Source organism: Ruoffia tabacinasalis, from assembly GCF_042652985.1.
In the GTDB taxonomy this organism is placed as follows: Bacteria; Bacillota; Bacilli; order Lactobacillales; family Aerococcaceae; genus Ruoffia; species Ruoffia tabacinasalis.
In genome coordinates, this window is record NZ_JBHSHQ010000011.1 from 106962 (window position 1) to 117329 (window position 10368).

Annotated in this window: 14 protein-coding genes and 1 other RNA gene; 6 read left to right on the forward strand and 9 right to left on the reverse strand. The window is 35.8% G+C overall.

The features are described from left to right. Window positions 1-179 precede the first annotated feature (179 nt). Together ACFO5Y_RS02435 and ACFO5Y_RS02440 are read left to right on the forward strand one after the other, a co-directional pair. Window positions 180-542, forward strand: a complete 363-nt coding sequence (locus tag ACFO5Y_RS02435) for a DUF488 domain-containing protein (RefSeq protein ID WP_197103841.1) — start codon at window positions 180-182, stop codon at window positions 540-542. Between the two features lie 92 nt (window positions 543-634). Next, window positions 635-1270 (forward strand): hypothetical protein, encoded by a 636-nt coding sequence (locus ACFO5Y_RS02440; RefSeq protein ID WP_197103842.1) that lies wholly within the window; start codon window positions 635-637, stop codon window positions 1268-1270. Between the two features lie 41 nt (window positions 1271-1311). Here ACFO5Y_RS02440 and ACFO5Y_RS02445 read toward each other — a convergent pair whose 3' ends face one another. The 3 genes from ACFO5Y_RS02445 to ACFO5Y_RS02455 form a co-directional block, all read right to left on the reverse strand. Next, window positions 1312-2091, reverse strand: coding sequence for an ABC transporter permease (locus tag ACFO5Y_RS02445; RefSeq protein WP_197103843.1), 780 nt, complete (start codon window positions 2089-2091; stop codon window positions 1312-1314). After that, window positions 2078-2755 (reverse strand): ABC transporter ATP-binding protein, encoded by a 678-nt coding sequence (locus ACFO5Y_RS02450; protein WP_197103844.1) that lies wholly within the window; start codon window positions 2753-2755, stop codon window positions 2078-2080. The genes ACFO5Y_RS02445 and ACFO5Y_RS02450 overlap by 14 nt, the downstream gene beginning before the upstream one ends. Window positions 2756-2903: 148 nt before the next feature. Further along, window positions 2904-3326 carry a cupin domain-containing protein gene (locus ACFO5Y_RS02455; protein WP_138404674.1) on the reverse strand — a complete coding sequence of 141 codons (423 nt, stop codon included), beginning with the start codon at window positions 3324-3326 and terminating at the stop codon, window positions 2904-2906. Window positions 3327-3605: 279 nt separating this feature from the next. Here ACFO5Y_RS02455 and ACFO5Y_RS02460 point away from each other — a divergent pair, with 279 nt between their 5' ends. Beyond that, on the forward strand, window positions 3606-3764 hold the full coding sequence (locus ACFO5Y_RS02460) for a hypothetical protein (protein WP_197103845.1): 159 nt from the start codon (window positions 3606-3608) through the stop codon (window positions 3762-3764). Window positions 3765-3834: 70 nt separating this feature from the next. On the opposite strand, the gene ACFO5Y_RS02465 is transcribed toward ACFO5Y_RS02460, so the two are convergent. Continuing rightward, window positions 3835-4245: a DUF2871 domain-containing protein gene (locus ACFO5Y_RS02465; RefSeq protein WP_138404675.1), complete on the reverse strand. Its 411-nt coding sequence runs from the start codon at window positions 4243-4245 to the stop codon at window positions 3835-3837. A gap of 1 nt (window position 4246) precedes the next feature. After that, the gene (locus ACFO5Y_RS02470; RefSeq protein ID WP_209494294.1) at window positions 4247-4915 is read right to left on the reverse strand and encodes a TetR/AcrR family transcriptional regulator; all 669 of its coding nucleotides are present in this window, start codon (window positions 4913-4915) and stop codon (window positions 4247-4249) included. Window positions 4916-5022: 107 nt separating this feature from the next. On the opposite strand from ACFO5Y_RS02470, the gene ACFO5Y_RS02475 reads away from it, so the two are divergent. Further along, window positions 5023-5379, forward strand: coding sequence for an MmcQ/YjbR family DNA-binding protein (locus ACFO5Y_RS02475; protein ID WP_197103847.1), 357 nt, complete (start codon window positions 5023-5025; stop codon window positions 5377-5379). Between the two features lie 51 nt (window positions 5380-5430). After that, entirely contained in the window at window positions 5431-5946 is a 516-nt protein-coding gene (locus ACFO5Y_RS02480) for a GrpB family protein (protein ID WP_197103848.1), read from the forward strand. 132 nt (window positions 5947-6078) lie between these two features. Here the strand turns inward: ACFO5Y_RS02480 and ssrA are convergent. Both ssrA and ACFO5Y_RS02490 read right to left on the reverse strand, forming a co-directional pair. After that, window positions 6079-6445: a transfer-messenger RNA gene (gene ssrA, locus ACFO5Y_RS02485) on the reverse strand. A 63-nt stretch (window positions 6446-6508) separates the two neighbouring features. Continuing rightward, window positions 6509-7282 (reverse strand): NRDE family protein, encoded by a 774-nt coding sequence (locus ACFO5Y_RS02490; protein WP_197103849.1) that lies wholly within the window; start codon window positions 7280-7282, stop codon window positions 6509-6511. A 308-nt stretch (window positions 7283-7590) separates the two neighbouring features. Between ACFO5Y_RS02490 and ald the strand changes: the two genes are divergently transcribed. Next, window positions 7591-8706 (forward strand): alanine dehydrogenase, encoded by a 1116-nt coding sequence (ald, locus tag ACFO5Y_RS02495; RefSeq protein ID WP_197103850.1) that lies wholly within the window; start codon window positions 7591-7593, stop codon window positions 8704-8706. A 136-nt stretch (window positions 8707-8842) separates the two neighbouring features. Here the strand turns inward: ald and ACFO5Y_RS02500 are convergent, their stop codons facing one another. Both ACFO5Y_RS02500 and ACFO5Y_RS02505 read right to left on the reverse strand, forming a co-directional pair. Beyond that, the gene (locus ACFO5Y_RS02500) at window positions 8843-9070 is read right to left on the reverse strand and encodes a transposase (RefSeq protein WP_197103851.1); all 228 of its coding nucleotides are present in this window, start codon (window positions 9068-9070) and stop codon (window positions 8843-8845) included. A gap of 86 nt (window positions 9071-9156) precedes the next feature. Beyond that, window positions 9157-9426, reverse strand: coding sequence for a transposase (locus ACFO5Y_RS02505; RefSeq protein ID WP_380706335.1), 270 nt, complete (start codon window positions 9424-9426; stop codon window positions 9157-9159). Between the last annotated feature and the right edge of the window lie 942 nt (window positions 9427-10368).

Consider the following 10368-nt stretch of genomic DNA (forward strand, 5'->3'; position numbering starts at 1 on the left):
GAATAGTTAATAGCAGAACAGCTCAACCATTGTGGTTTATGACCATGATTGTTGAGCTTTTTTTGCTTGGGAGTGAGGGACTAAAGTGCCGACCACATTTTGCGTATCTCGTGACTTTACCATATGTTAGCGCTAAGCTTGTTGTATAGAGTGTATAACAACTTAAGGAGGATCATATTATGGCAAAAATACATATTAAAAGAGCTTACGATGATGCGAAAGACCAAGATGGTTTCCGTATATTAGTGGATCGTTTATGGCCAAGGGGCATTAAAAAGGAAGACTTACATCATGATGAGTGGTTTAAAGGCATTGCGCCCTCATCAGATTTGCGAAAAGACTTTGATCATGAAGATGACAAATTTACTTGGTTTAAAGAACATTATGAAAAAGAATTAAATAATAATGATGAGAAAGATTCATGGCTTTCATTAGTCAAAGAAAAATTAGATGACGGTCCCGTAACTTTACTATATGCAGCCAAAGACAAGGACAACAATAATGCGGTCGTATTAAAAGAATGGACAGAGGATCATCTATAAAAATACTCGATACAGTCAATTTCATTTTACTTTTAACCGTTAACATCGCTATAATGGAATGAAAGAGATTGAAAATTCGAGGAGGAAAATAAATGGTTTTTGAAATTGTAGTGATCGTAATATTGGTTATCTTACTCGTCAACCAATTTAATTTATGGAATCGCTTTACAGTTTGGTTTAATCAACAATCTGATAGCGAAGCGGGGGAAAGTGGACGCAATTATAAAGGGTATATCTTTATTGTACTTATTGGAGCAATCTTCGCTTTCATCACAGCTTACTTTCAAACAGCTAGAGAGATTAACTTTGCAGCAACATCCTTAGCGCTAGAACAATTAGCAATGAACAACGAAGTGATTGCGGAATCAGCAATGAATGCCCAAACAACCGCATTCCAAAACGCCTTTGACTTCACATCATTGTACTGGCAAAAATTCTTTGAAAATGCGACACTGTTCATTCTATTACCAGTCTTAATTAGTTTAGGAACAGTATTCATGCAAGATGAAATGAAGAAGACAAAAGAAGAGTTAGCGCAAGTTACGATTGCTGATTCGAAAAAAGTTGAACCAGAATCTGAAATAGAAGTGACAGAAACAACTGAACCTATTGAACCTATTGTAACAACTGAACCCACAGAAGAACCCATAGTCAATGAAGACATTGCTGTATTAGCCGAAGAAGAAATCAAGGAAGAAGCAGAAGACGATACAACTGAATTGTCATAACAAAAAATGAGTTAGTGAGATTTTCTCACTAACTCATTTTTTTATTTATCTTTTAATCGATTTGTACGTAATTGGTTTCGGTCACTAAAGAATGAACGATACGTTAAGTAAGTCGCGATATAAGTAGAGATTGCCGTAGAGGCTAGCATCATAAACATAACCATAATTTGGTAAAGAATGGCTTTAGTAGGATCAATTCCCGCAAACATTAAACCAGCCATCATGCCAGGTAAAGTCACTAATCCAACAGTCTTCGTACTATCAATCGTTGGCTGTAAACCACGACTCATTGTAGCTTTTAGAATCGATTGGGACGCTTGATAGGGTGTCGCACCTAGAGCTAATTTTTCTTGCACAGCTTGCGCTTGGTCTGTAAACGTCTGTGATAGGGTAGAGAATGCTAAACCAATCGAACTCATGGATCCACCGATAATCATCCCAGTAATTGGAATGAGTTGAGAAGGTGTAAACTCTAAACTACCTGAGAGAACAAGCACACTAATCGTAATCGTCGCTGTGGTTAAAATCGCAATTAAAGAATTGATAAAGGCATTTTTCAAACCTTTCCCACGTTGTCCCGCATTCCAACTAGCATTTAATATCATGACTAGCATCATTGCTAGTGTTACAAATGTGTTGTTAACTTGGAATATTCCTTGTAATAGGAAACCAACCACAACGAGTTGAACAATCATGCGGACAATCGCAATAATTAAATCTTTTTCAAGTTTTAATTTTTCTCGGTATGAAATGACAATCGCAATAATAACTAAAATAAAAGACAAGATTAAAGAAGTTGGGGTTACATTAAGCTGGTTCATGATTATCCTCACTTTCATCGAAGGCTATTTTATCTAAGGTGATAATTCGGTCAGCTAATTGTTGTTCTTTTTCAATGTGGCTGACTAAAATAACTGTGACATTATTCTCTTTACGGTATTGGTCTAACCATTCCCAGATGATTTTTCGAGTATCTGAATCTAGGGCACTCGTAATCTCATCAAGTAAGAGAATATCAGGGCGGAATTGAACGTTACGAATTAAAGCCACACGCTGTTTCTCTCCACCAGATAAAGTTGTAATATCTTTATCTAAATATGACTTCGGTAATTGAACATGTGAAAGCAAATCTTTCGCAAGTTCTTCATCAAAGTCCATATCGCGAATATCATAACTAAACTTTAAGTTATCGCGAACTGTTTCGCCAAATAAGGTTGGCGCTTGGAAACAATACGAGACATTTTGTCGTAAGTCAATGGGATCAATGTCTTCGACATTCTCACCTTTATATAAATAGTCACCTGACGTTGTTAAAGCAGGGCTTTGTAATTGCGCAAGGTATTTGAGTACGGTACTTTTACCGCTCCCAGAAGGGCCATTAATCGTAAGAATTTCGTTGGGGTGTACGTCGAATGATAAGTTACTTATGATTGTTTGCGTATTGGTTTTAATTGTTAGATTATTAATCTGTATAAGTTCTGACACGGTAATCACCTTTCTTTGAAAAACATATTACCTAATTGTAAGTATTATAATTGGACTTTGCAAGACATACTAAAAATATATATAAAAACTCTGAGCCAATGTCATGAACTAACACCGGATCAGAGTTGCTTTGTTAATGATTGTTTATTTAATGTTCATTCGGATCGTTTTCTGCATCTTCATGAGTCGGGTGGACTGTTCCTTCTAAGTGATCTGGTCCAGCATATATTGTATATAACTTAAGTGGTTTATCTCCAGTATTCTCGATATTATGCCACTTATTTGCTGGAACAAATACAGCATCATCATCAGATACTTTTATTTGTACATTTAAATCATCTTCAGTTGGCCCCATCTTACATAAGCCTTCACCATCTTCAATTCGAATAAATTGATCAATGCCTTCGTGTACTTCTAAACCAATATCATCCCCTGGTTGAATTGACATGACAGTTACTTGTAATTTTTCGCCTGTCCAAATTGTCGTACGATAGTTATTATTTTCCTTTGTTGCATCTTCGATATTTATTACATACGGCTTTTTACCATGGTCCTTGTAGTCAAATTCCATATTAAATCCTCCTCGTAATAGTTTACACATCTAAAATACATATGTTACATAGATAATAACGTTTACATAAAACTTTGTCAAATAATATAAATTTTTTTATAAAAAAGTATTGAGGGAGCAAAATATATTTATATTAGGTAATGATTTGAAGGGGCACAATGAGAGAGTAGCTTTCTAGATTTAAAGGCAAGCTTATAAAGCAAAGGTATAGTAATTCGAGAATAGTCAACAACAGATAAATGAATCACCTATATAAGCAATACAAGTGAGGGTGATGTGTTGTTAGATCGATATTATCAACAATATAAAAAAGAAGTTATAAAATCAATTGATATTCCAGAAGAGAGTTTATTGATAACGATCGAAACAATTAATCAACTAAAAAATTATTTCACCGAAGCTGTTGAAAAGATTGATCAAATAAATAACTCGAATTAATCAGGTGCAAGCTATTAAAAGCCCCCTTAAATCCAAACGAGGATTAAAAGGGGGCTCTTCTTAAATAAAACTATTTAACTGCTTTAATACTATCCATTAATACTTTAAAGAAAAAGCCAAGACCAATTGTTAGTAGAATATGCCCAATACCAGCAATCCCAGACATCATTGCAGATGATTCCATTCCCATCACAATCATTGATCCATGGATTAACATAATTAGTAAAGATAAGCCTAAACCGGATTGGTAGAACATAATGAATTTTTTATAATGGCGGTGTGCGCTTAATTTAAATTGGTGTTCAAGAATTAATACAATTAAGAAAAAGAACATTCCTAAAATTAAAGTGTGTGTGTGTAATACCCCTAATTGAGTATAGCCAGTAAAGTCATAAATTCGAGCAAATTCACGATCAAATAATCCGAAAGCCAGACCTAAAATCATATAAATCATACTCGTACGTGCTAATTTGTGTTGCATATTACTCTCCTTTTGTGTTGTTTATGCCATGTAGTAACCAAGAAATCTTTCGATCGTATTCTAAGAGAAGTGTCTGTGAATCCCATTCATTGGCGATATATTCAGTTAAACTATTCGTAACCAATGACATGACAAAGTATAAAAAGCTCATCGCTTCTTCTTTATTTGAGATATCAAAGTGATTCTTCTCTAATATCGTAAACCAATGATCAAACATATGTGATTCTGAAGGAACTTTACGACGTCTCGAGAATATTAATTGATCACTTCGAGTTAAGAATTTGATTTGTTTCCATTGAATATCTTGATGATCGAGGTGACTAATTTCCCTCAAGTAATTCGCAATCCCATCGAATAGGGCATCCTCGCTTTGTTGAATGTGCTGCATAATATCAATATGAATTGCGCGTGCCACTGTTGATATTAAGTAATCATTCGCATCAGCCAAATCTTTAAAATACTTATAAAAAGCGCCGCGAGACATATTCATTAATGTAATAATTTCTGACACCTTCACTTGACTCAGCGGTTGATCGTAAAGAACATCCAATAAAATCAATTCAATCTGTACGCGTTTATCAGCATCTAAATGTAAAAAAGTATCTTTAGGGATATGAAAACCTCCTTCATAACAAAGTAGTGACAAAATGTCACTGTGAGAGTATAACATGAGAGTGACACTTTGTCACTAGCAATTAAAAATTTATAACATTTGCTTAGTTAAAGGGTTGGTGGTAAGTTTTACTTGAACAAATTATTCATAAAGGAGGGCAAATAATGATTGAAAGAGAAGAGTTATTTGACTACATTGAAGATAAATATAAAGTTAAACCCGACCATCCTTGGGATACCTTTGAGAATTATGCAGCCTTGAGACATAAGGACAATGAAAAGTGGTTTGCCCTAGTTATGGACATCACTCCAGATAAGATTGGCCTAAAAGGAGATAAGAAAATCGATGTCTTGAATCTAAAAGTAAGAAATGAATTCATCGGCATGCTCAGAAAAATAGAGGGGATTTACCAAGCTTATCACATGGACAAAGATAATTGGGTGACCATTAATTTGAGTGAGATGAATTCAATGGGTGATATTGAAGATTTAATTGAAGAAAGTTTTGATTTGACGAAATAGGGTTGAGTATAATGAAGATATATTAAATCAATTCAAAAGGAGTTTTCATATATGCTTGGTTTACCTAGAGGTGAAGTGTTTTTAGTTCCCTGGACAAGTGAATGGGAAAAAGAATTTATACTAGAGAAAAGAAGAATCCAAACTAAGATTGAATCCTATACAGTTAAAATCCATCACATTGGTAGTACTGCAGTAAAGTATTTAAGTTCAAAGCCTATTATTGATATCGCAATTGAAATTGAGCAATTTAGGGATGGAGAAAAGTGTATTTCGGCCTTAGAATCACTTGGTTATACTTATCATGGTACAAACATATTACCCGATCGACATTATTTTACTAAAGGAGAACCCAGAACTCATCAAATTCATATGTATCAAACTGGAAACGAATATTTGATAGATCAGTTAGATTTTAGAGATTATTTGAGAAATAATAGTCAAGCCAAAAATGAATATGAAACATTAAAGATAGAATTATCAAAAATAAACAAAACAAATAAGCATAAATATGCTGAGGAAAAAACTGCATTTGTTCAATCGATATTGAGAAAAATCAATCATCCTTAATATATGAATGAAGTTTAAAAACAATGACCATCTTTGGAGTAGTATTGATTATAGCCTTCGTGAGTGAAAATAAATAAAAAAATAGGTTTCCTATCAGCCTTTGAAAGCTGGTAGGAAACCTTAGTGAAGCTATTATGGAGATGAGGAGATTCGAACTCCTGTCCAAATATCTCGCCACTTACAAATCTACGTCAATAGTTTATCCATTTAAAGTTTGGCTCACTGTTAGCCGATAAACGGGCATCGCAGTTCGCGAGTCTGGTAATCTCTTATTTAACTTGCAGACGGAAAGTTAAATCGTATCCCACTGAATTTGAGACCGGTATCTGAGCACATGGGCGATGCCAGGCCGATCTTCACCCGCAGTTCTTAGGCTGCTAAAGCGAAATTATTGTTTGTTTTGTTTGCAGTTATATTTAACTGTAGCGTTTTTAGGAAGTCGCTGCCTTCCTGACGCATCATAAGTTCGAACAATACCTGTCGAAACCAAGACATCCCCGATATGATACTCAACTAGTATAGCACGGAGAGTATCATAAGTCAAACTTAGTCAGTCTTTTACCTATTCCGACTCTAACTGAAACGTCTCCTCAGTGACTTGAGTAATTTCTTTCGGACTGTATCTGACTTCTTTCATTTGAACCTTGCCTTCCTTATCAACAACAATTGCTGTTGTTGAAACTGTACCAAACTCTTGATTCCCATTTAGGAAAATCGAAGAACTTTGTCTCGCATATTCCTTATCTAAATGCTCAGGGTAATGCTTAAAGTCTGGATTAGGTGTCTTGTCTTGAAAGCTTTTAATCATTTGATCGACAGATGGGGCTTGGTTCGCCTCGATCATCTGAGTTAGGTCACTTTCAGAATGAGACTGACGGTACTTAGATAGATCATCTTTCGTATTACTCACACTATGAATCCCATCAGATAGGGGAGTCAAAGCATCCGAGACATTATCATATAGATACAGGTCATCTAGTGTTCCAAATAATAAATTATACCCGTCATAATTCAGCCGGTTCGTTCTTAATTCCTTCGCATACTCAATAGCAGTCATTTCGCCTTTAAGAAAATTCGAAATCAATTCACCACGCGATGTTAATTCAACCGGTTCATGCTTTGTAAAAGGCTGATTAGTCAAAGCGGCAAAGCGACCTGTCTTTGTCATGGCTAACCATGTTCCGCCAGCTTTCATATCACGGCCACCAATAATGTTTGGCTCATCTTCCCAGAAATGAATCTCCTTACTTTCTCTATGGTAAGACTCATCCCGGTTAGCAATTAGTACGAATGGATACGGTCTATCCGCATCTTTATTGAATGTAATTAAGCACATATGTGTCACCTCCTATATTACACTTATTAATTCATCTTCATTTGATAGTATATCATTCTGATATAAAATAAATATGAATTTGCTTCAAGTTCAAAAAATAATATATGATTAAATAATTAGCTATTTAGTTATATAATGATATGAATGTGAATTCACATGGGAGATTTTCATGCAAAAAAATACCTACACAAAGGTATTTTAAAAAAACAAAGTATATCATTATAACTTTTTCACTAATCATGATATACTAAATTTGTTGGAAATTTATATTTGACAATCGAAAAAGAAATTTGAGGAGAGAAATATTTATGATAATTGGAATTCCGAAAGAAATTAAACCAAATGAAGATCGCGTTGGTATGACACCTGGTAACGTGCAAACGTTAGTGGATGCAGGTAATACTGTGTATGTTGGAAAACACGCTGGTGACGGATCAGGTTTTACTGATGAGGAATATATTGAAGCTGGCGCAGAAATCAAAGATGACGCAAAAGACGTATGGGCCGCTGATATGGTAATTAAAGTAAAAGAACCTCTAGCTGAAGAATATGATTATTTCCATGATGGCTTAATCTTATTCGCCTATCTACATCTTGCGCCTGAATTAAACTTAACTCAAGCATTATTAGATAAAGGCGTAATTGGTATTGCATACGAGACAATGGTTGAAGACGGTACGTTACCATTACTTACTCCAATGAGTGAAGTAGCAGGACGTATGGCTGTTCAAATCGGTGCTCACTTCTTAGAAAAACAAAATGGTGGACGTGGAATTCTATTAGACGGTCTACCAGGCGTGAGCAGTGCCCACGTTGTTGTTATTGGTGGAGGTATCGTGGGATACAACGCAGCGAGACTCTCAGTTGGTATGGGAGCTAAAGTAACAATTTTAGATATTAATCCACAACGTTTAGCTGAATTAGAAGACTTATTAGGTGGACAAGTTGAAACATTAATGTCTACTGAAGAGAATATTGCGAAAGTAATCCAAGATGCTGACGTGGCTATTGGTTCTGTATTAATCCCAGGACGTCGCGCACCAATCTTAGTAACTGAAGATATGGTTAAGACAATGAAAGAAGGATCTGTGATCGTCGATATCGCTGTTGACCAAGGTGGTAACTTTGAAACAACGACTCACGCGACAACACATAAAGACCCTGTATACATTAAACATGGTGTTGTTCACTATACAGTTGCGAACATTCCAGGTGCTGTACCACGAACTGCGACATTAGGATTAACTAACGTAACATTACGTTACGCACAAGAAATTATCAGCAAAGGTGTTAAAGAAGCAGCTTTAGGTAACTCAACCATCTTAACAGGAATTAATACTTATAAAGGTATTCTTACTCAAGAAGGTGTTGCTGAATCACAAGACCGTGAATTCACTGACGTACATGAGTTATTTGATAAATAATTAATTGAATGAAGGTTTAACCCGGGAGCAGAGATGCTTCTGGGTTTTTGTGTTTTTTAAGGTTCTTTGTCAAATAATGTTGGTGAATATTTAAGGCGATAGATATAGTTTTATCGTCTTATTTTTTTGATGTAAGTTATTTAGCGATCTGTTGGATTGAGATTAAAATACGACACCTTAAGTGACCGTAATTTCGATAACCATAGCCAGATTGTTTGATCATCTTGGTTTTATTTACGGTACCTTCCACAACGCCATCCGTGAGTGTATAAGTTAAGCTGTTTTTAATATCTAATAAGTAGGAAGTTAATGTTCGAAACGCTGTTCTCACTATGTGTGGGAAGACATATTTTTTACTTTCCATTAAAGTGATCTCAAAAGTACATGCCAGTTGAGCATCCAGTTGGATCAAATAGTCGACCCTGCCTTTTCATTGATCAACCAGTCAAATTATCGATGGGTATGATAGTGGGTAAAATCCAACGCTTCGCGCGGCTTCAAGAGTAGCTTCCACAATCGCTTAAGCTTGGTATAATCTCGGGGCTGAGTATAGTGTAGCCGATTCATAACCCGAATGCGATACGAATTTAACACTCGGTTTAAGAGCTGAACGATATGGAAACGGTCAATAATGATACGGGCATCCGGAAATAACCGCGGTAAAAAGTCTCGATAAGGGGAATACATATCCAAGGTGATGGTTTTTATGTGTCGCGTTATTCATTAACAGACACGACATTGCCCCGGGAACAATTTTAACCGATTAAATTCATCGATCTCCAAGTGGGACGGTAAGCGACTGGGTTTAGGATTTAGGTTGTCCCCATAGATTTTTAATTGACGGATGACGTCGTGGTTGAAACATTCAGGTGTTGAGCGATGAAGGTCATGGACTGCATCTGAGCTAATTCTTCAAGGATGACATACTTCACCGCAATAGAAATAAAACAATGCCGACGAGTTAAGAGAGTGACGAACCACTGTGGTCTGACGGCAATGTTTACAGAAATAGCGTTGTTTCCTTAACTTTTAATTGACAGGCTGACAGTTGGATTGTCCCAATAAAACGACGGAATTCATCGTACCGTTGCGTATGATATCATGACTACTTTGATTTAGACAGCCACAGTGAGAACAGGCTTGAGGCAGATGATCGAGATGCTCCGTCACCGTGTGGACTTTTCGATGGGCCACCTTCACATGTAGGGACGTCGATTGAACCGATGAACGAAATTGTTGAACCTCTCCATAAGATTCTTCTTGTAAACCCTGAGTTAACTTAATATGTGGGTTTTTAATTCCTAGCAAAAGAGCGGTAGAATGTAAGAAAGCCATGTTGATTTCTTTTCTAATGTGTTTGGTCGTACTTACATCATAGCGGAAATCATTGGCTTTTTGTGTATACAAAAATAATGCGGGTGATTTCTCACCAACACTAAAAATTATAGAAACCAGTAAACTAGTGAAATTATATTAGTATATTATCAGGTATATTTTTTCCATTCTTATAGAAGGGAGGAATGTTGATATGTCCCAAAAATTACAACTACAATCCGCCAAAAACGTATGAAAAAACAGATAGCAACAGAACAGTGTATATTGTATTTTAAAAAGGGGCCAAAATTTTAGGAATTGCAATTGAAAATGGGACCACCTGTCAGT

Excerpts from the sequence above, each read along its gene's own strand:
- ACFO5Y_RS02445 (WP_197103843.1), bottom strand. The coding sequence starts at position 2,091 with ATGAACCAGCTTAATGTAACCCCAACTTCTTTAATCTTGTCTTTTATT.
- ACFO5Y_RS02490 (WP_197103849.1), bottom strand. The coding sequence starts at position 7,282 with ATGTGCTTAATTACATTCAATAAAGATGCGGATAGACCGTATCCATTC.
- ACFO5Y_RS02475 (WP_197103847.1), top strand. The coding sequence starts at position 5,023 with ATGATTGAAAGAGAAGAGTTATTTGACTACATTGAAGATAAATATAAA.
- ACFO5Y_RS02435 (WP_197103841.1), top strand. The coding sequence starts at position 180 with ATGGCAAAAATACATATTAAAAGAGCTTACGATGATGCGAAAGACCAA.
- ACFO5Y_RS02465 (WP_138404675.1), bottom strand. The coding sequence starts at position 4,245 with ATGCAACACAAATTAGCACGTACGAGTATGATTTATATGATTTTAGGT.
- ACFO5Y_RS02470 (WP_209494294.1), bottom strand. The coding sequence starts at position 4,915 with ATGTTATACTCTCACAGTGACATTTTGTCACTACTTTGTTATGAAGGA.
- ACFO5Y_RS02480 (WP_197103848.1), top strand. The coding sequence starts at position 5,431 with ATGCTTGGTTTACCTAGAGGTGAAGTGTTTTTAGTTCCCTGGACAAGT.
- ACFO5Y_RS02500 (WP_197103851.1), bottom strand. The coding sequence starts at position 9,070 with ATGGAAAGTAAAAAATATGTCTTCCCACACATAGTGAGAACAGCGTTT.
- ACFO5Y_RS02455 (WP_138404674.1), bottom strand. The coding sequence starts at position 3,326 with ATGGAATTTGACTACAAGGACCATGGTAAAAAGCCGTATGTAATAAAT.
- ald (WP_197103850.1), top strand. The coding sequence starts at position 7,591 with ATGATAATTGGAATTCCGAAAGAAATTAAACCAAATGAAGATCGCGTT.
- ACFO5Y_RS02440 (WP_197103842.1), top strand. The coding sequence starts at position 635 with ATGGTTTTTGAAATTGTAGTGATCGTAATATTGGTTATCTTACTCGTC.